The following is an 18,798-nucleotide window of genomic DNA, read 5'->3' as shown; positions in this document are numbered from 1 at the left end:
CCGGTCACCCGAAGCGGTCAGGCCACCGGCTCGCGCGCGAGCACGCGCGGGAGCACCCGCGCCAGCAGCTCCCCCGCCCGTGCCTTGCCGGTCGGGCTGTACGGGATCGAGGCGACCCGCACCACGTGGGCGGGCAGGCACGGCACCCTGCTCGCACAGGCGTCCCGGACCGCGCTCTCGCCCTCGGCCCCGCGCTCCGGGGAGACCGGCACGAAGGGCACGATCAGCGCGTCACCGATGCCAGGCAGGTCCACGCGCAGGACGGCCGTGTCCCGTACGCAGTCGAGGTCCATCAGGTCGTACTCGAGCCCGAAGACGTTGACGTCCAGCGGAGCCGTCCCGTCGACCTTGGAGACGCCGTCCGTGCGGCCGGTGAGTTCGAGGCGCCCCTCCTCGTCGAGGACGCCGCTGTCGCCGGTGAGCAGGAAGCGCCGGGTGCCCTCGCCGTCGCCCGTGTCGAGGTCCAGGAAGACCGGCACGCCCGTCGCGTAGTCGTCCATCAGCTGGAAGCTCGCGACGGCGACGCGGCCCCGGACGCCCGGCGCCGCCAGGTGCCCCCGCGCGTCGACCACGGCGACGGTGCTGCCCTCCATGGCCCGGCCCGCGCGGCTGGGGGCGGTGTGCAGGTCGTCGGGGGTGATGAGGGTGTTCAGACCGGTCTCCGTGGTGCCGTAGTACAGGTGCAGAACGGGTCCGAGCCGCTTCCAGGCGGTGTCGATCAGCCATCGGTTGAGGTGCCGGCCGCCGGAGAGCACGAAGCGCAGCCGGGAGCCCGCGGCCAGGTCCGCGGAGGCGGGGTGCGACACCAGGGACGCGAGGTCGGGCGGCACCACCAGGGTGGTGGTGATGCCCTCCGTACGGATCAGCCGGGCCATCTCCTCGGGGTCGCCCGGCGGGCAGAGGACGATCCGGCCGCCGACGGCGAGGAACACCCGTGCCCAGCCGGGGCCGGAGGAGTGGTGGAGCGGAACGGTCAGCAGGTGGACGTCGTCCCGGCCGAACGCGAACCGCTCGACCAGCAGGGCCAGTCGGCGTGCCTCGAACGACGTGTGCCGGATCACCATGCGGGGTGTGCCGCTGGTCCCGGAGGTGAAGCAGTACATCGCGTAGGGCTGCTCGACCGGGTCCACGTCGCGGGGTTCGGCCGCCGCCAGCGCGGCGTAGCTCCGGGTGCTCGCGGCGGGGCCGTCGAGGTGGACGGCGAGCGCGTCGCCGCCCGGTCCGGCCGCGGTCGCGGCCGCCAGCAGGGGGCGGTGCGGGGCGGTGCTGAACAGCACGGTGGGGCGCAGCTGTTCCAGGGCGCGGGCGGTGGCTCCGGGCGTCGCGGTGAAGTCCAGGCCGACGCACGGGATGCCGAGGGTCGAGCAGGCGGCCATGACGACGACGAGCTGCCAGCTGTTCCCGGCGGCGAACGCCGCGCGGGCCGGGCGGCCGGGGGGCAGGAGCGCGTGGAGCCCGGCCGTCACCCGGCTCACCTGGTCCTCGAACTGCCGCCAGGTCAGCCGTGTCGGGCCGTCGACGACGGCCGTGTGTGCGGGGCGGTCGGCCGCGTGCCTGCGGATGTCGACGAGTTTGAGCATGGGGTCACTCCGTATCTGCCGTTCCACTGAGGAGGGAGGATGCCGGAGCCGGATGGGACGCTGTGCCCCCCTGGCGCAGCGTGTAGATCTCGACCCCGCTGGTGCGCAGCGCGTCGAGTTCCTCGCGGGTCCGGGCAGAGAGCCTCTCGCCGGGCACGGTGATCGGGATGCCGGGCGGGTAGGCGATGATGAAGTGTTCCGCGGTGTCCCCGGCCAGTGCCTCCGACGTGGCCCGGTAGGTGCGCTGCATGGTGCGCAGCGCGTCGAGCAGCCGCAGCAGGGTTCCCTCGTCGACGCCGATGTGGACGTGGAAGACGACGGCGTCGCCGCTCTCCCTGGCGACGTAGAGGGCGTACTCGTCGAACAGGATGCGGCGGAACTCGGCCGCGGTGATGCCGAGTGCGCCGATGTCCACCAGGACCCGGGTGGGGTCCTCGTGGACGAGCAGGGCGGGGTCGCTCAGGTGCCCCTCCGGCCCGAGCACCCGGAAGGCCGAGAGGCGGGGGTCGGAGCGGATCTCGGCGCGCAGGGTCCTGGCCAGGTTCAACGAGCGGTCCAGCAGCGCCTCCCCCTCGGTCTCGGCCTGCAGCCTGGCCAGGTCGAGACTGGCCAGCACGGGCCAGCTGGGCGAGGTGGTGTGGTGCTGGAACAGGGACTGCGCGACGCGTTCACGCAGTTCGCCGTCGCCCATCAGGTGCAGATAGGACCCCTGTCGCAGCGCCGACATGGACTTGTGGGCGGAGTGGGTCACCGCGACCGTCATCGGCAGCCCCGGCTCGGTCTCGCGCAGCCCGCGCACCGCCTCCAGCGCGGTCAGTGCCCGCAGCCTGGGGTGGTAGTGGTGGACGGCGCCCCACGCCTCGTCGACCAGGACGGAGACGGACGGGTGCAGTTCGGCCAGGGCCGAGAGCAGCGACGGCAGGTCGTAGCGGACCCCGTCGTAGGAGACGGCGGAGAGCACCACGGTGTCGTAGGGCACGCCTTCGGCGACGGCGAGGGCGAACATGTCGAGCAGGTGCCGCAGGTCGGCGAAGGTCCGCGGGCACCGCGCGCAGCAGCGGCGCATCGGCGCGTACTCGGTCACCGCGTCGAGGTCACCGAGTGCGAAGTGCACGGACTGGTGGCAGCTCCGGTCGGCCAGCACCCGGCCGCCGGCCGGTACCAGGGCGCCGAGCGCGACGCGGTTGGCGGTGCTGGTGCCGGCGGAGAGGAAGACGGTTGCGTCGGCGCCGAAGCTGCTCGCCGCCAGCCGCTGTGCGGCGCGCAGCGGTCCGCGCGGGCGGAAGAAGGAGTCGAGCATGGTGCCGCTGTAGGACACCTCGGCGGCGAGCTGCGCCTGCCCGAACAGGGCCTCGTAGACGTCGCGGACCTTCGAGTTCCTGATGGAGCCCCCGTGCGAGAGGGGCAGGGCGTGGAAGGAGGCGATGTCCCGCCGGGCCACGGCGAGCACCGCCTCGGCCAGCGGGGCGCCGCTCCCGCCGGGAGCGGTCTGGGCCCCGGGCCCCGGACGTACAGCAGAACCGCTACCGGGTTCAAGCATGTCTGTGCACTCCAGAAGGTGAGGGAACACCCGGTCAGGGGTGGCGGGGTACCACTCTGCGCAGCCGTGTGCGCATGCGTCAGCGGCTCGTCCCTGCCCTGTCAGTTGCGGGTGACTTCGTCAGGTGTTCCGTCACGTGCTTCGTCACCTCCGGCGTACCGGGGTGGTGGTCCCACCACACCCGTCACAGCCCCCACACCGGGTGATCCGGGCCTCCTGGGCCCGCCTGATGGTGGCCGGAGCACCATCGGACGGGGGGATCTGGTGCCCGGCGCACCTCGCCCGGCACGGGTCGCGGGGGTCACCGTGGGCGTATGAGTGGAGCCCTGAACCAAGTCCGGGACGTATTCGCCGGTTTCCCGGACGCAGACGAACCGTCCGATGTGGTCTCCGAGCTGGCCACCACGGTGTTCTCCGCGTCCCTGCGCCGAAGGGACCAGCGCATGAAGGGGGAGCAGTACCTGCGCGGGCTGCTGACCGTGGGCGGTCGCAAGACGATGCGCAACATCGCTTCCCTCACCGGGGGTTCGGCCGCCGAGCAGAGCCTTCAGCACTTCATCTCCAGTTCCACCTGGGACTGGGCGCCCGTCCGGGAGGCGCTGGCCGGCCATGTGCAGCGGACGGTCCCGCCGCAGGCCTGGGTGCTCCAGCAGATGTCGATCCCCAAGGCCGGTGACCAGTCGGTGGGGGTGGCTCCGGGTACGCCCGGGGGCGGCGGGGCGGCCGGACAGCGGGCCTTCGGGCTGTGGTTCGCCTCGGAGGAGATGAGCGTGCCGGTCAACTGGCGGCTGCATCTGCCCGAGTTCTGGCTCCAGGACGCCGTGCGGCGGCGCCGCGCGGACATTCCGGCGGAGACCGTCGCGGAGTCCCCGGACGAGTGCGCGGTGGCCGTGGTCCTGGAGACGATGAACCGGTGGCCGGTGCCGCCCCGGCCGCTGCTGCTCAACGCCTGCGGCCACGATCTCCCCCTGCTGATGCGGGAGTTCGGCGCCGCCGGGATGCCGGTGCTGGCCCGGATCGGTCCGTCGAGCCGGCTGGCGGTGGCCGATCCGGCCCTGCCGGGGTACGGCGCCGGCGTGGTGTCCGCGCAGCAGATCGTCGAGACGGTCAAGGGGCTGCGCCACCAGGTGCGCTGGGGCGCGTCGAGCGCGCTGGTCGTCGCGGTGCGGGTGGTGTTCGGGCAGCGGGTCCCGTACGCGCGGGCCGGGGCGCCGAACCGGGGGCAGCGCAGTCTGCTGCTGCTCGGGGTGTGGAACGACCCGCTGCGCCCGGCGGGGGAGCTGTTCCTCACCGATATGACGCAGGCCCCGCTGCCCGCGCTGCTGCGGATGAGCCGGCTGGCCCGCGGGGTCGCACGGGACTTCACCGAGGTCGGCGAGCGGGTCGGGCTGCGGGACTTCGAGGGCCGCTCGTTCCGTGGCTGGCACCGGCACATCACGCTGGCGTCCGTGGCGCACGCCGCCGCGCTGCTCGGCGGGACGAGCCGGGGCGGACCGGCTCCGCGGCAGCCCTTCCCGGTCGCCGTGCCCGGCCCGGGGGCGCCGCGGCAGCCCTGGGAGCACCTGCGCGCGGCGGGCCCGGAGCCGGAGCACGCGATCCGGCCCGTGCGGCTGCCCAGCCCCTACGTGGCCGGTGCCTCGGCCTGAGGCGGCGCGGTGCCCGTCCGGCGCAGGGTGTGCCGGGCCCGCTGGAGCCGCAGCGCGAGCTGCACCTCCAGCGCGCGTACGGGCTCCTGCCAGCCGGCGCCCAGGAGGTCGGTGATGCGTTCCAGCCGTCGCGAGACGGTGTTGGGGTGCACATGCAGACTCTCCGCCGCACGCGTGGGGCTGTTCCCGGCGGCGAAGTAGGCCTCCAGGGTGCGCACCAGCTCGGTGAACTGCTGGGTGTCGTAGTCCAGTACGGGCCCGATGGTGGAGCCGATGAACGAGGCCGTGTCCGGCCGCTCGGACAGCAGCATGCCGAGGAAGCCGAGCTCCTCGGGCGACGCGGTGGCGCCGGTGCTCCCGAGCGCGGTCAGCGCGTCCAGGCAGCGCCGCGCCTCGCGGTAGGTGAGGATGATGGAGACGGGGTCGGTGATCGGTCCGGCCGCGCCGACGGTCACCGGATGGCCGAGTACCGAGGACAGTTCGCGCGAGACGTCGCGGGCCCGGGACCCCGGGTCGGTGCCGGGCAGCAGCAGGACGATGCAGCCTCCCTCCGTGGTCTTCAGGCCGGAGAGGCGGTGGGCGTACGACGACGCCCAGACGACGGCCTTGCCCTGCACACCGCCCTCCGGCCTGGCCACCACCGTCACATGGGGTTCCGTCAGGTCGACCGCGAGCCTGCGGGCCCGGTCCGCGAGCTGTCCGGCGGTGTACTGCGAGGTGCTGAGCAGTTCGTGGAAGAGCTGGTCGCGCATGTGCCCCTCGGCCGCGGCGGCGCTGCGCTGGACCTGGAGCAGGACCGCGGTGGTCTGGGCGGCCGTCCGCAGCAGCTGGAGGGTGTGGTCGGTGGCCGGTTCCCGCGGTGCGAGCACGAGGGTGGCGAGGATCTCGTCGCCCGCGGCGGCCGGGCAGCACCACAGTCCGGCGGCCGACCGGGTGGGGGCGCGCTCGGTGTGGGCGTCCAGCACCGTCTTCAGCAGTTCGGCCTCGTCGAGCTCCGGCGCTGCGCCGGAGGCCGCCAGCGGTCTCCCGGCCACGTCGCGGATCAGCAGGGTGCCGCCGAGCGCGTCGCCCGCCGCGACGGCCAGCTCGTGCAGGTCCCGGCCGCGCAGCACCAGGTCGGTCAGCCGGCTCTGGGTCTCGCGCAGATGGCGGGAGGCGGAGGAGGAGTCCAGGGCGCGGGAGGAGTCGAGCTCCAGCTCCGATATCTCCTCCCTGGCGCGGGCGAGCAGCCGGGCCTTCTTGATCGCCACCGAGACCAGGTCGCCGAGCGAGGACATCTGGGTGATCTCGTCGGGCGTGAAGTGCCGTACGTTCCGGTCGGCGACGTACAGGGAGCCGAAGACCTGGTTCCCGTCGTGCAGCGGGACCGACATGAGGGCGTGGAGCCCTTCGGCGCGCACCGCCTCGTCGATGACACCGGAGTGGGGGAAGCGCTCGTCCCGGAGGTAGTTCGGGGACCAGAAGGGGGCCGAGAGCGACCGGGACCGGTTGCCCACCCCGCCCGACCCGGGGACCCGGAAGCCCACGGTGATCGCGGAGGCGTGCCCGTCGGCCGCCCGGACGTACGAGCAGTCCTCCGCGGGGTCGTGGAAGCTGATCCAGGACATGTCGAGGTTGAGCAGGAGCCGGGCGCGGCGGGTGATGACCTTGAGCAGTGCGTCCAGGTCGTAGGGCAGGGTGAGTTCCCTGGCCGTGTCGACGAGGGCGGCGAGTCCGGCCTCGCGCTGATGGCGGCGGGCGAACAGGCTGTGGATGTCGAGGGCGAGGCCGCGGGCGCGGTCCAGCAGCGCGGCGGACTCGGGGTCGTCACCGCCCTCGGACCTGGCGGTGCGCAGTAAGTCCTCGAAGCGGTCGGGCGGCGCTTCGGTCGCGAGCAGTTCGAGCAGGCCGAACAGGGCACTGCTCACCGGGTCGGCGTCGCTCGGCATCGCTGGTTCCCTCCCCCAGGGCCGCCCCAGTTGTTCCGGGACGCGGGACCACGAAAGTCCTGCCGCGAACCTAAAACCTGCGAGCGGACCGAGTCAACCAGTGGCTTGTTTTGTGAAGTTGCTGGTCAGAGTAGGTGGGGGTGGCCGGAGCACCACGTCGGTCCCGGAGGCTGTGGCCGGGACACCTTCCTGCGGACACGGCCCCGAAGGCATCGTCGGGGCCGGAGCGCCGCTCCCGGTGCCCGTCCGATGACACACAGAATCGGGGATCCACACGTGATGCAAGTCCAGAGCTACGAACGCTCTCTGCAACGCAGCCACGCCTCCCTCACCCGGGACGACCGGCCGCGTGTCTTCTCCCTGGCCGGCCGGGAGTGGGATCTGCTGGACGAGGTCTTCGCCCCTGTCTACTCGCCCTCGACCGAGGCCGCCATCGGCTTCCTGGGGCTGGCCGGCGGTCCGGCGGACGCCCCGCGCGGATCGTTCCTGGAGATCGGCTGCGGCAGCGGGGTCGTCGCCGTGCTCAGCGCGCTGGCCGGCTGCCGGCGGGTGGTCGCCGCCGACATCAGCCGTCCCGCCGTACGGAACGCGGCACTGAACGCCGCACGCCACGGCGTGCGGGCGCGGCTGGACGCGGTGCACAGCGATCTGTTCTCCGGGCTCCCCGGCGAGCGCTTCGACACCGTCTTCTGGAGCTCCAACTATGTGCGCGCGCCCGACACATACACGTACGGCTCCATTCACGAGGCTGCCTACGTGGACCCGGGCTACCGCACCCACCGCCGCTTCCTGGCCCAGTCGACGGACGCCGTCACCGGGAACGGCCGGGTGCTGCTGCACTTCAGCGACCGCGGTGACGTGGACCGGCTGCACGAGATCGCCGCCGAGTGCGGGCGCACGCTGCGCACCGTCGCGAGCGAGCTGCTGGTCGAGGGCGAGTACAGCAGCGACCTGGTCGAGCACATGCTGCTCGAAGTCACCGTCGCGAGCGGCTGAGGGGGCGTCATGCGGACCCTGCTCGTCGACAACCACGACTCCTTCACCCACAACCTCTTCCACTACCTCGCCGAGGTGAACGGCGAGGAGCCCGAGATCGTGCTCAACGACTCCCCGCACTGGCACGCCGGGCGGCTGGCGGAGTTCGACAACGTCGTCCTCTCCCCGGGCCCCGGACACCCCTCCCGCCCGGCGGACTTCGGTATCTGCCACGACATCGTCCGGCGGACCGACGTACCCCTGCTCGGGATCTGCCTGGGCCACCAGGGCATCGGGCTGTTCGGCGGCGCGGACGTCGTCCGGGCCCCGGAGCCGCGCCACGGCAGGCCCTCGCCCGTCCTGCACAACGGCACGGACCTCTTCGCCGGGCTGCCCTCGCCGTTCGAGGCGGTGCGCTACCACTCGCTCGCGGTGACCGGCCTCACCGACGAGCTGGAGGCCACCGCGTGGACGCCCGACGGTGTCCTGATGGGGCTGCGCCACCGGGAACGGCCGCTGTGGGGCGTGCAGTTCCACCCCGAGTCGATCCGTACGCGGTACGGGCACGAGCTGCTGCGCAACTTCGCACGGCTGACCCGGGAACACCGTGCCCCGCGCCGGCGGCCCCGCACACCGGCCCCGGCGGCTCCGGCCCCCGCCGCTCCGGCCCCCGCCCGGCGGCTGAAGGTCCTCAGCCGCGAGGTGCCCCTCGTCCGGGACCCGGAGGCGGCGTACGCCGCGCTCTTCCGGGGCAACGACCACGCGTACTGGCTGGACAGCAGCCGTCCCGGCGGCGACGACGGCCGCTTCTCCGTCATGGGCGACGCCACCGGACCCCTCGCCCGGGTCGCGGAGGCCGATGTCTGGAGCGGCACGGTGACCGTGCGCGAGGCGTCCGGCACCCGTATCGTCTCGGGTCCGTTCCTGGGCTGGATCGAGCAGGACCTGCGCGCCACCACCGTCGAACTCCCGCCCCTGCCCGGTGGATTCGCCCTGGGCTGGGTCGGATACCTCGGCTACGAGCTCAAGGCCGAATGCGGCGGCGACCTCGTGCACCGCTCAGAGGAACCCGACGCCACCATGGTGTTCGCGGACCGCGCACTCGTCGTGGACCACCAGGAGGGCACCACCCGTCTCCTCGCCCTGGCCGAGGACGGCGACGAGGAACCCGCCCTGCGCTGGCTCACCGCGACCGCGGACCGGCTCGCCGCGGGCGGCCCGCCGCCGGCCGGGCCCGCGCCGGAGCCGCCCGCGCCCCGGGGCGGGATCAGGCTGCGTCACGACCGCGAGGCCTACCTCCGGCTGATCGACGACTGCCTGGAGGAGATCGGCGCGGGCGAGAGCTACGAGATCTGCCTCACCAACCAGGCCGAGTGGCGCGGGGACCTCGACGTCTGGGAGAGCTACCGCACGCTGCGCCGGCTGAGCCCGGCACCGTTCGCCGCACTGCTCCAGTTCGGGGAGGTGTCCGTGCTCAGCACCTCGCCCGAGCGCTTCGTGAGCGTGTCCGCCGACGGGCTCGTCGAGTCCAGGCCCATCAAGGGCACCCGGCCCCGCGGCGCCACCCCCCAGGAGGACGCGGCACTCGTCGAGGACCTGCTGACCAGCGAGAAGGACCGTGCCGAGAACCTGATGATCGTCGACCTGGTCCGCAACGACCTCGGCCGCTGCGCGGTCACCGGGTCCGTCCGGGCCGACGAGATCTTCCGGGTGCGGAGCTACGCGACGGTGCACCAGCTGGTGAGCACGGTACGGGCCAGGCTCCGCCCGGACACCGGCAGTGTGGCGTGTGTGCGGGCGGCGTTCCCCGGCGGATCGATGACCGGGGCGCCCAAGGTGCGCACGATGCGGATCATCGACCGGCTGGAGGGCGGGGCCCGCGGGATCTACTCGGGGGCGATCGGCTACTTCTCGCTCTCCGGCGCCGCCGACTTCAGCATCGTGATCCGTACCGCGGTCCTCACCCCGGGCCGGGTCCGTTACGGGGTGGGCGGGGCGATCGTGGCGCTGTCCGACGCGGACGAGGAGTTCGAGGAGACCGCGGTGAAGGCGGCGCCGCTGCTGGCGCTGACGGGCAGCACCTTCCCGGGCCGGGTCCGGGAGACGGCCACCGTCTGACTGTGCCTCTTGCGGGCCTTCCGGGCTTCCGGCCGGGCTCCGGGCGTCCGCGCCCCGGGTCCGGCCCTGTCCGGCGCAGGGTGTCCCGCGCTCAGGACCGGGCCGCTCCGCCGTGGGCGGCCTCCAGCGCCTGCGACACCTCGGCCATGTCGATGCCCAGCTCGTCCAGCCCCGCCAGCGCGGCGCGCCCCGCCGCGTCCCGCTTCAGCAGCGTGTCACCGTTGGGGGCGCCGTGGGCGGTCGCCTCCTCCAGCACCTCGACGGACACCGCCTGCCCGGTCCGCCAGCCCACCAGCGCGGTCAGCTGGTGCGGCCGTGGCTCGGTCCACAGCAGGCGCGGGGGCCTGGCGCCGGCGGCCCGGAGCACCCGCCACCACTCCTCACCGAGCTTCTGCTCACGTATCCGGAACACCAGCCTGGCCACCGCCAGGGCCGCCGTGCCGCGGTGGTCCAGGGCCTTCTTCGAGGCCAGCCGGTCCAGCCGGGCGTCGACCTCCGCGTCGAGCTGTCCCACCGGCACCGAGATGACGGCGGTGAGGCGTTCCAGGGAGATGCCGGCGGCCAGCGCCCGTTCGAGCCCGGTGAAGTACGCGTCCATCGCCTCGACGCAGTCGTCCAGGGAGCAGACGTGCGCGATGTCGACGCCGAGCCCGGCGGCGAGCGCGGACGTGGCCGCCCGCAGGCCGGGCCCGTCCGGCGTGGTGCGCAGCAGCAGGTTGGGCCGGCCCACGGCCCGGCAGGTGTCCCGGTCGACGGCGGCGGAGACCAGTCCGTCGTCGCCGTCCCCCGCCTCGTACATCCGCAGCAGCGCGTCGCAGGCGTCGCGCACGGAGTCGGCCGTAGCGGCGGCGGAGAGCAGACCGCTGAAGATCCCCTTCGCGGTGAGCCGGCGGAGCCGGGCCCGGCTGAAGGGCGAGGCCGCGTTCTCCGCGAGCCAGCCTGCCACGCCTTCTGCGGCCAGTTGCCGCAGCAGCGCGGCGGCCGGTGGACTGATCATGGGAGCCGAGATTAGAGGAGCCCGCAGACACGGGGAAGTCCCGCTCCGGTTCTCCGTCAAGTCGGCCGACGCAGCGTCAGATCACGGACTCTCCGTCAGTCTCCGGGGCCCTAGTTGACTTATTACGGAGCAGTTGACGGAATGCCCCGCCGCCCTTTGCCCGCCTCCCGGAGAGAGCGCGATATTCGGTGAGGTCGCCGAGCCGGTGACCGCCGAGACGGGAGGAACGCAATGCCTGCAACCATTTCCGCGCCGCAGTGCCTGGTGTGCGACACGGACTTCGTTATCCAGGACGACTGGGAGAAGGGCGAGATAACCGAGTGCGGTGCCTGCGGGCAGGAGCACGAGGTCGTCGAGAAGGACGACGCCGTCGTCCGCGTCGCGCTGGCCCCCGAGGTGGAAGAGGACTGGGGCGAGTGACTTCCGCCCCCGAGGTCCTGCTCTCGGTCACCATGCTGCGGCCGGACGAGAAGCTCCTCCTCAGCGCACTGCGCGAAGAGGGACTGAACGCCCGGCCGCTGCTGGCGGCGGACCTCGCGGAGGTGGTCGCGGGCGTGAAACCCCCGCCCGCCTTCGCCATGATCCGCAACCTCTCCCACCGTGACGCCGTCGGCGTCGCCCGCCGCCTCGAATGCACCGGCGTCACGACGCTCAACCGGGCCGACGCCATCGAGACCTGCAACGACAAGGGCCTGCAGGCCCTGCTGTTCGCCCGGCACTCCATCGCGCACCCGGTGTCCCGCCACGCCTTCAGCTACGACCAGGTGCGCACCACGGTGGCGGAACTCGGCCTGCCGGCCGTCATCAAGCCCGTCAGCGGGTCGTGGGGGCGGGGCGTCACCAAGGTGACCGACCCGGACTCGGTCGAGGCGTGGGTCGGCGGCCGCGAGTCCGCGGACGCCGGGGGAAAGCTGTTCCCCGTCCTGGTGCAGGAGTACATCGACAAGCCCGGCCACGATCTGCGGGTCGTGGTGGTGGGACGTACCCCGGTCGTCGCCATCCAGCGGGTGTCGGACCACTGGCGCACCAACACGCATCTGGGCGCCCGGGTCGAGCGCCTGGAGATCACCGGCCGGATCGAGAAGCTCTGCGGACAGGTCGTGGACGCGCTCGGTGAGGGCTTTTACGGAATCGACCTCATCGAGGACCTCTCCACCGGCGAACTGCTGGTTCTCGAAGTGAACGCGAATCCCGAGTTCGCCCGTTCCTCCGCCGTGCACGGCGTGAATGTGGCAGGTCATCTGGCCGCCTACATCGCGCAATTGTGCACCGACACCCCGCTGCCCGCGGCCGCGTGACACGAAGGAAGACAGATCTCATGGAACTGTTCGACACCGCGACCGTACTCACCCGGGTGATGACCTCGGGTGTGGTCATGAGCATCGAGAAGAGCGACCGCGAACTACCGGGCCTGGAGCGCCTGCTGACCAAGCGGACCGGGCGTTCCCACGCCGTTCTGCTCAACAGCCGCAGCGCCGCCGTGCACGCGGCACTCGCCGGCCAGGGCATCGGCCACGGCGACACCGTCCACGCGCCGGAGCTGTCCGCCAAGGACACCGCGTTCCTGAGCTGGCTGGGCATCGCCGTCACGAGCGAACCCGGACCCGCCGCCTTCGACCACATCGCGCTGGACGCGGGCCGGGACCAGCTGTTCGACGACCGGGCCCGCGACCGGTCCGCCCCCGCCCTGGTGGTGGACCTCACCGGCCTCGGCTTCGGCCCCGCCGCCGCGATGCTCACCGACGACCGCGCGGTCTGGGCCCGCGCCGAACGGCTGAAGATCTTCGGCGCCCACGACCTGCGGACCATGTGGACGCAGGAGGAGGCCGACCCGGACCTGATCCCCGGCGTGCAGTTCAACTACCGGCTGAGCCCGCTCGTCGCGGCCTGTGTCCGGATGGCACTCAGCCAGGCCGCGCGCCCTCTCACCACCGGAGCCCCGTCATGATCACCGACTTTCCCTCCGCCCCGCTTCCGCTGCCCTCCGCCGAGGAACTCACCGCCGAACTGGCCGCCTTCGGCGGCGAGGCGCTGATCCCCAAGGAACTGCGCCGCACGCTCTTCCCGGTCATCACCAAGGAAGACGTCTTCAACATGCTGCTCTCGCAGCGCCGGTCGCCCGAGAAGGTCGTCGCCGACTTCGCAGAGGCGTACCGCGGCTATGTCGGCGCGGAGTACGCGCTGCCCACCGCGAGCGGCACCTCCAGCCTGCACCTCGCCCTGATCGGCGCCGGTGTGCAGCCGGGCGACGAGGTCATCGTGCCCGCGTTCACCTTCATCGCCACCGCACAGGCCGTCGTCGCCGCGCACGCGATCCCGGTGTTCGTCGACATCGACCCGCGTACCTACTGCATGGACCCGGCGGCCGCGGCCGCCGCCGTCACCGACCGGACCCGGGCCCTCATGCCGGTGCACGTGCACGGCCTCCCGGCCGACGTGCCCGCGCTGCGGGCCCTGGCCGACCGGCACGGCATCGCGCTCGTCGAGGACGCCTCGCACGCCCACTCGGCCCGGATCGGGGACCGTGTCGCCGGCTCGTTCGGCGACGCGGCCGGCCAGAGCCTGATGGCCGACAAGAACTTCCCGCTCGGCGGCGAGGGCGGCATCGCCTTCTTCGCGACCGAGGAGGCCCACCGGCGCGCCGCCGACCACACCCGGCTCAACGGCATCGACTACGAGATGTCCTGGGTCGCCGCCGCGTTCGGCGCGAGCCAGCTGGAGCGGCTGCCGTACTACGACGAGGTGCGGGCCCGTAACTCCCGGCTGATCGCGGACACGCTGAACGCCACCGGGTTCTTCCGCGCCCCGTACGTGCCCGAGGGCCACGTCCACGCGTACAACATGTACCGGATCTCGCTGCGGCCCGAGGCCATCGGCCTGGAGGACCTCCCGGTGTGGGCGGTCAAGGACGCGGTGCACGACCTGCTGGTCGCCGAGGGCGTGCCGGCGCGGGAGTGGCAGAACACCCCGATCCCCTGCCACCTGCCGTTCGTGCACCGGGCGGGATTCGGCAAGGGCTACCCGTTCACGCTCAACCCCGGGGCGGTGCGCGACCACCGGCCGGAGGACTTCCCGGCGACCCTCGCCATGCTCGACTCGACGCTGGTCCTCTGCCGCGAGCTGCGCTCACCGGTCGAGTACGAGCGGGCCCTGCGGTACGCGGACGCCTTCACCAAGGTCGCCCGCCGCCCCGACGCCATCCGCAAGCTCGTCCAGGACGGCGACTACCGCCGGCCCTACGAGAAGGCGGCCCGCCTTGGCTGAGCAGACGACACTCCAGAACCCCCCGTCCGCACGCAGGACCCGCGTCGCGGTGATCGGCGCGAGCGGCTACACCGGTGGCGAGGTCATCCGGCTGCTGCTCAACCACCCCCACGTGGAGCTCGCCTTCCTGTCCGCGGAGCGCGGTGCCGGGAAGCAGGTGGGCGCCGTCCATCCGTGGCTCCGCAACCACCCCCGGCTGGCCGGGATCAAGCTGCGGCCGCTGGACCAGCTCGGTGAGGTCGACGTGGCCATCACCTGCCTGCCCACCGGGGCGCTGCCCGAGCGGCTTCCGCGGATCGCGGACCGCGCCAAGTACGTGCTCAACCTGGCCGGGGACTTCCGGCTGACCAACCCGCAGGAACAGGCGAAGCACTACCCGGCGTCGGTGGCCCACCCGCCGGCCGACGAGTTCCTCTACTACGTACCGGACCTGTCGGAGTCGCTGCCGGAGGGCAGGTTCATCAACCTGCCCGGCTGCATGGCCGCGGCGACGATCTACGCGCTCTACCCGCTCTTCGCCGACGGACTGGTCGAGCGGGACGTGGTGGTCGACGCCAAGACCGGCTCCACCGGTGGCGGCCGCGGCGGCTCGGAGCAGCCGGCCGAGCGCTCGGGGAACTTCCGGGTGCACAAGCTGCACGGGCACCGCCATCTGCCGGAGATCACCCAGGCGTTGACGCACTTCACCGGCAGCGCCCCCGATCTGCGCTTCTCCACGCACAGCCTGGACGTGCCGCGCGGCATCCTGATCTCCGCGTACAGCAGGCTGAAGGACGGCGTCTCCCCGCTGGACGTCAAGCGCGCCTACGCCAAGGCGTACACCGGCAAGGCGTTCCTGCGGGTGCGGCCCTCCCCCAAGGCCCCGCAGGACTTCCCGATGCTCAAGGCCGTCGTCGGTTCGAACATCGCCGAGGTCGCGGTCTCCGTGGAGGGCGACGCGTGCGTGTCCATCGCCGCGATCGACAACCTCATCAAGGGAGCGGCGGGCCAGGCGGTCCAGGCGATGAACCTGGCCCTCGGGTACGCCGAGTGGACCGGTCTCAGCTGCGCGGCGGTGGCACCGTGAACCGTCCCCTGTACGTGGTCAAGGTCGGCAGCGCCACCCTGGACCGCGGTTCCGTGTACGCGGAACTGGCCGCGCTCGTCGCCCGCGGCGCCCGGGTCCTGCTCGTCGCCGGGGGCGCCGCCGGTATCGAACGGCACTACGGCGCCATCGGCCGGGCCATGCCGGAACTGCGCCTCGCCAACGGGGACGCGGTGCGCTACTGCCCGCCCGAGGAGATGACGCACCTGGTCGACGCCTACGAGCGGGTCACCCTGCCCGCCGTCGAGGACGGTCTGCGCGCGCTGGGCGTCGACGTGTTCACCGCGGTCGCCGCACGCGGCGGCCTGGTCACCGGACGCGCCAACCGGCCGCTGAAGACGGTGAGCGCCGAGGGCCGCGGCCGGGTGGTGCGCGACCACCGGGCAGGGGTGCCGGCCGAGATCGACACGGCCCGGCTGCGGGCCCTGCTGGACGCGTACGACGTGGTGTGCCTCTCCGCGCCGGTACGTGACCGGGAGGGCGGCGCCCCGCTGAACGTGGACGCCGACGTGCTCGCCGCTGCGCTCTCCAACGCGCTGTGCGCCGACCACCTCCGGCTGGTCACCGGCACCGCCGGACTCCTCACCGACCCCGCCGACCCGGCGTCGACGCTGCGCCACGCCCACCCGGGCGAGGCGGCGCGGTACGCGGGCGGCAGGATGCGGCAGAAGGTGCGGGCCGCCGAGATGGCGCTGGAGGGCGGCAGCGCCGACATCGCGATCACCGGTCCGCACACGCTGGCCGACCCGTCCGGCTGGACCCGCTTCTGGCGGGGCGGCCGGCCCGAGGAGGACCTGACCCTGCTCGGCCGGGCGGTCGGGGTCCCCTCGGTCTCCGGCGACGAGCACGAGCTCGCCGCGTACCTGCTGGACTGGTGCGCGGAACGCGGCATCGACGCCAAGATCGACGCCGCCGGGAACCTCGTGGCCACCCGGGGCACCGGGGACCGCGGGCTGCTGCTGCTCGGCCACCTGGACACGGTCCCGCACCACTGGCCCGCCGAGTGGCGCGAGGGCGAACTGCACGGCCGGGGCAGCGTGGACGCCAAGGGCAGCCTCGCCGCCTTCCTGGAGGTGCTGGCCGCCGCCGACGTACCCGCCGACGGCCGGCTGCGGGTGGTGGGCGCGGTCGAGGAGGAGATCTCCTCCTCCAAGGGCGCCTTCCACGCCCGCGACCACTACCCGGCCGACGCCGTCGTGATCGGTGAGCCCAGCGGCAGCGACAAGCTGACGCTCGGCTACTACGGCCTGTTCAAGCTCCGCGTCACGGCCTCCGTGGACAGCGGCCACTCGGCGGGCATGGACGCGGTCTCCGCGCCCGACACGCTGATCCGGGCCGTGGACGCCATCAGGGCGTCGGTGACCGGACAGGCCCCGGACGCCCTCAGCGCCGTCATCGACGTCCGCTGCGAGACCGGCCGGGAACGCCACCGTGCCGTCGGCATCCTCAACTTCCGGGTGCCGCCGGGCGCGGACCTCGACGCGCTGCGCACCGCCGCACTGGCGCACGAGGGCGACGGCGTCGAGATCGTGATGGAACGGGCCACCCCCGGCCACAGCGGCGGCCGCACCAGCTCGCTGGTGAAGGTCTTCACCCGCGCCTTCGGGCAGACGGGCGTGCGGCCCAGGTTCGTCGTCAAGAAGGGCACCTCGGACATGAACACGCTCGCCACCACCTGGCGCGGCGTGCCGATGGTCGCCTACGGCCCCGGGGACTCCGCCCTCGACCACACGGACCAGGAGCACATCGGCGCCGAGGAGTACCGCACCGCGCGGTCGCTGCTGGGCGACGCGGTGGCCCGCTGGTTCGCACTGCCGGAAGGGAGCAGGTGATGACCGTACTGACCGACACGATCGACGCACAGGGTCCCGCGGCCGCCGGTCCCGTCGACCCGGACCACGGACTGCTGGTGGAGCGGGCGCTGCGGGCCCGCGGGCTCGTCGTCGACATGGCCGCGAGCCCGCGCGGCTGCCACCTCGGGGGCAGCCTGTCCGTACTGGACATCCTGATCGCGGCACTGCACCGGGCCTCGTCCGGTGACGGCACGGAGGTGGTCCTCAGCAAGGGCCACGCCGCCGCCGGTCTGTACGCGGCCCTGTACGTGAACGGCACCCTGCCGGAGAACCCGGCCCCGCTGTACGGCCTGGCGGGCCACCCCTACACCGGCCATCCGGGCCCGAAGGTGCCCGGGGTCCGCTTCCCGACCGGCAGCCTCGGGCACGGTGTGCCGTACGCGGCCGGCTGGGCGATGTCCCGCCGGCTGGCCCGGCAGCCGGGCCTCGGCATCGCCGTGACGGGCGACGGCGAGCTCCAGGAGGGCCTCGTCTGGGAGACCTGCCAGGTCGCCGCCGCCCAGCGGCTGGGCAACTTCGTGCTGGTGGTCGACCGCAACGGCGGCCAGAACGACGGGATGGTCGCGGACGTCTCACCGCTGCCGCGGCTGGCCGAGCGCTTCGCCGCCTTCGGGTTCGAGACGGCCGAGGTGGACGGACACGACCTCACCGCCCTCACCGAGGTGCTGTCCGGCGACCGCTCCGCGGCCACCCGGCCGCTCGCGGTCGTCGCCGACACGGTCAAGGGCAAGGGCGTCCCCGCCGTGGAGGGCAAGGCCGCCTCCCACTACGTCACCATCGACGCGGCGCGCGCCGCCAAGTGGAAGCGAGCGATCCGATGACGGCGACCGTGACGGAGGCGCAGGCCCCGCAGGCGGCACCGAAGGCCCTCTCGGGCCGGGACGCCTACCGCGACGAGCTGACCTCGATCGCCGCGCGGGACTCCCGGGTGCTCTGCCTGGAGGCCGACCTCGGCGGCAAGAACCACCCCTTCCAACTGGCCCACCCGGAGCGGTTCTTCAACCTCGGCATCGCCGAGGGCGCCATGGTGGACATGGCCGCGGGTCTCGCGGTGGGCGGCTACCGCCCGTTCGTGTCGACCTTCGCGCCGTTCGCCGCGCTCAGGGCGGCCGAGAGCCTCAAGCTCACGCTGGGCTACCTGGGCGCCGGGGTCACCGTCGTCGCACCCTACGCCGGTGTCTCCGGGGCCTGGTTCGGGACCACCCACCACTGCCTGGAGGACCTCGCGGTCCTGCGCAGCGTGCCCGGCGTGACGATCGCGGCACCGTACGGGGAAGCCGAGATGCGGGCCGTCGTGCGCGCCGCGGCCCGCTCGGGCAAGCCGCACTACATCCGTACCGGACGCAACGCCTCGTACACCTCGCTGCCCGCGACAGACGGCGACGGCTCCGAACCGCCCCTGGTGACCTGGGACTCCACCGGCCGTGCCGGTGAGCCGTGCCTCGTCTCCGTCGGCGAGGAGGGCACCCGGCTGGCGCTCGAAGCACGCGAGCGGCGCCCGGAGCTCGGCCACGCGCACCTCGTCTATCTGGACCACGCCCACCTCGCCCGCGCGGCCGGTGAACTGGCCGCTGCGCACCGGCGGTTCGTGGTCGTCGAGGAGCACCGGCGCGAGGGCGGCGCCGCCGAGGCGCTGGCGCTCCTGATGCCCCGGTGCGAGGTCGTGGGCGTGAACGCGGGCCACACCTGGCCCACCGAGGGCGGCGACCACCGAGAGGTGATGGCCGGGCTCGGACTCGATCTGCCCGCCGTGCTCGCCGCGGCCGCCTGACCGCCGCACCCCTGAACTCCCCCAACCCTGCCGAGAAAAGGA

15 protein-coding genes are annotated in these 18,798 nt (G+C 73.2%); 11 read left to right on the top strand and 4 right to left on the bottom strand.

What is annotated here, in order from left to right; all coding sequences use genetic code 11:
* Nucleotides 1-17: 17 nt before the first annotated feature.
* Nucleotides 18-1,580: a class I adenylate-forming enzyme family protein gene (locus ACIQM0_RS32145; protein WP_401293494.1), complete on the bottom strand. Its 1,563-nt coding sequence runs from the start codon at nucleotides 1,578-1,580 to the stop codon at nucleotides 18-20.
* Between the two features lie 4 nt (nucleotides 1,581-1,584).
* Complete coding sequence (locus ACIQM0_RS32140) at nucleotides 1,585-3,120, bottom strand: arginine decarboxylase (protein WP_401293491.1); 1,536 nt, start codon at nucleotides 3,118-3,120, stop codon at nucleotides 1,585-1,587.
* A gap of 314 nt (nucleotides 3,121-3,434) precedes the next feature.
* Here ACIQM0_RS32140 and ACIQM0_RS32135 point away from each other — a divergent pair, with 314 nt between their 5' ends.
* A complete protein-coding gene (locus tag ACIQM0_RS32135) occupies nucleotides 3,435-4,766 on the top strand; it encodes an IS701 family transposase (RefSeq protein ID WP_401293489.1) in 1,332 nt (443 codons plus the stop codon).
* Here the strand turns inward: ACIQM0_RS32135 and ACIQM0_RS32130 are convergent.
* Entirely contained in the window at nucleotides 4,742-6,694 is a 1,953-nt protein-coding gene (locus tag ACIQM0_RS32130; protein WP_401293486.1) for a helix-turn-helix domain-containing protein, read from the bottom strand. The genes ACIQM0_RS32135 and ACIQM0_RS32130 overlap by 25 nt on opposite strands.
* A 279-nt stretch (nucleotides 6,695-6,973) precedes the next feature.
* On the opposite strand from ACIQM0_RS32130, the gene ACIQM0_RS32125 reads away from it, so the two are divergent.
* Nucleotides 6,974-7,690, top strand: coding sequence for a methyltransferase domain-containing protein (locus tag ACIQM0_RS32125; RefSeq protein ID WP_401293602.1), 717 nt, complete (start codon nucleotides 6,974-6,976; stop codon nucleotides 7,688-7,690).
* Between the two features lie 9 nt (nucleotides 7,691-7,699).
* On the top strand, nucleotides 7,700-9,787 hold the full coding sequence (gene pabB / locus ACIQM0_RS32120) for an aminodeoxychorismate synthase component I (protein ID WP_401293483.1): 2,088 nt from the start codon (nucleotides 7,700-7,702) through the stop codon (nucleotides 9,785-9,787).
* 91 nt (nucleotides 9,788-9,878) lie between these two features.
* Here pabB and ACIQM0_RS32115 read toward each other — a convergent pair whose 3' ends face one another.
* Nucleotides 9,879-10,784, bottom strand: coding sequence for a hypothetical protein (locus ACIQM0_RS32115; RefSeq protein ID WP_401293480.1), 906 nt, complete (start codon nucleotides 10,782-10,784; stop codon nucleotides 9,879-9,881).
* Nucleotides 10,785-11,015: 231 nt separating this feature from the next.
* Here ACIQM0_RS32115 and ACIQM0_RS32110 point away from each other — a divergent pair, with 231 nt between their 5' ends.
* From ACIQM0_RS32110 to ACIQM0_RS32075, 8 genes are read left to right on the top strand one after another with little or no spacing between them, the layout of a single operon-like run.
* Nucleotides 11,016-11,204 (top strand): lysine biosynthesis protein LysW, encoded by a 189-nt coding sequence (locus ACIQM0_RS32110; protein ID WP_362961380.1) that lies wholly within the window; start codon nucleotides 11,016-11,018, stop codon nucleotides 11,202-11,204.
* Nucleotides 11,201-12,082: a RimK family alpha-L-glutamate ligase gene (locus ACIQM0_RS32105; protein ID WP_401293477.1), complete on the top strand. Its 882-nt coding sequence runs from the start codon at nucleotides 11,201-11,203 to the stop codon at nucleotides 12,080-12,082. Before ACIQM0_RS32110 ends, ACIQM0_RS32105 begins: the two co-directional genes overlap by 4 nt.
* A gap of 20 nt (nucleotides 12,083-12,102) precedes the next feature.
* On the top strand, nucleotides 12,103-12,732 hold the full coding sequence (locus ACIQM0_RS32100; RefSeq protein ID WP_363030607.1) for a degT/DnrJ/EryC1/StrS aminotransferase: 630 nt from the start codon (nucleotides 12,103-12,105) through the stop codon (nucleotides 12,730-12,732).
* Nucleotides 12,729-14,048 (top strand): DegT/DnrJ/EryC1/StrS family aminotransferase, encoded by a 1,320-nt coding sequence (locus ACIQM0_RS32095; RefSeq protein ID WP_363030606.1) that lies wholly within the window; start codon nucleotides 12,729-12,731, stop codon nucleotides 14,046-14,048. Before ACIQM0_RS32100 ends, ACIQM0_RS32095 begins: the two co-directional genes overlap by 4 nt.
* Nucleotides 14,041-15,114, top strand: a complete 1,074-nt coding sequence (argC, locus tag ACIQM0_RS32090) for an N-acetyl-gamma-glutamyl-phosphate reductase (RefSeq protein WP_385351509.1) — start codon at nucleotides 14,041-14,043, stop codon at nucleotides 15,112-15,114. Before ACIQM0_RS32095 ends, argC begins: the two co-directional genes overlap by 8 nt.
* A complete protein-coding gene (locus ACIQM0_RS32085; RefSeq protein ID WP_401293473.1) occupies nucleotides 15,111-16,964 on the top strand; it encodes a M20/M25/M40 family metallo-hydrolase in 1,854 nt (617 codons plus the stop codon). Before argC ends, ACIQM0_RS32085 begins: the two co-directional genes overlap by 4 nt.
* Nucleotides 16,964-17,806 (top strand): 1-deoxy-D-xylulose-5-phosphate synthase N-terminal domain-containing protein, encoded by an 843-nt coding sequence (locus ACIQM0_RS32080; RefSeq protein ID WP_401293470.1) that lies wholly within the window; start codon nucleotides 16,964-16,966, stop codon nucleotides 17,804-17,806. Before ACIQM0_RS32085 ends, ACIQM0_RS32080 begins: the two co-directional genes overlap by 1 nt.
* Nucleotides 17,803-18,756, top strand: a complete 954-nt coding sequence (locus tag ACIQM0_RS32075) for a transketolase (RefSeq protein ID WP_401293467.1) — start codon at nucleotides 17,803-17,805, stop codon at nucleotides 18,754-18,756. The genes ACIQM0_RS32080 and ACIQM0_RS32075 overlap by 4 nt, the downstream gene beginning before the upstream one ends.
* Nucleotides 18,757-18,798 lie beyond the last annotated feature (42 nt).

It is taken from the genome of Streptomyces sp. NPDC091387, assembly GCF_044756945.1.
In the GTDB taxonomy this organism is placed as follows: domain Bacteria; phylum Actinomycetota; class Actinomycetes; order Streptomycetales; family Streptomycetaceae; genus Streptomyces.
The sequence above is the reverse complement of the archived record's forward strand: the minus strand, read 5'-3'. Positions and strand labels throughout refer to the sequence as shown.

Coding starts and splice junctions, on each gene's coding strand:
- ACIQM0_RS32145 (WP_401293494.1), bottom strand. CDS start 1,580: ATGCTCAAACTCGTCGACATCCGCAGGCACGCGGCCGACCGCCCCGCA.
- ACIQM0_RS32140 (WP_401293491.1), bottom strand. CDS start 3,120: ATGCTTGAACCCGGTAGCGGTTCTGCTGTACGTCCGGGGCCCGGGGCC.
- ACIQM0_RS32135 (WP_401293489.1), top strand. CDS start 3,435: ATGAGTGGAGCCCTGAACCAAGTCCGGGACGTATTCGCCGGTTTCCCG.
- ACIQM0_RS32130 (WP_401293486.1), bottom strand. CDS start 6,694: ATGCCGAGCGACGCCGACCCGGTGAGCAGTGCCCTGTTCGGCCTGCTC.
- ACIQM0_RS32125 (WP_401293602.1), top strand. CDS start 6,974: ATGCAAGTCCAGAGCTACGAACGCTCTCTGCAACGCAGCCACGCCTCC.
- pabB (WP_401293483.1), top strand. CDS start 7,700: ATGCGGACCCTGCTCGTCGACAACCACGACTCCTTCACCCACAACCTC.
- ACIQM0_RS32115 (WP_401293480.1), bottom strand. CDS start 10,784: ATGATCAGTCCACCGGCCGCCGCGCTGCTGCGGCAACTGGCCGCAGAA.
- ACIQM0_RS32110 (WP_362961380.1), top strand. CDS start 11,016: ATGCCTGCAACCATTTCCGCGCCGCAGTGCCTGGTGTGCGACACGGAC.
- ACIQM0_RS32100 (WP_363030607.1), top strand. CDS start 12,103: ATGGAACTGTTCGACACCGCGACCGTACTCACCCGGGTGATGACCTCG.
- ACIQM0_RS32095 (WP_363030606.1), top strand. CDS start 12,729: ATGATCACCGACTTTCCCTCCGCCCCGCTTCCGCTGCCCTCCGCCGAG.
- ACIQM0_RS32080 (WP_401293470.1), top strand. CDS start 16,964: ATGACCGTACTGACCGACACGATCGACGCACAGGGTCCCGCGGCCGCC.
- ACIQM0_RS32075 (WP_401293467.1), top strand. CDS start 17,803: ATGACGGCGACCGTGACGGAGGCGCAGGCCCCGCAGGCGGCACCGAAG.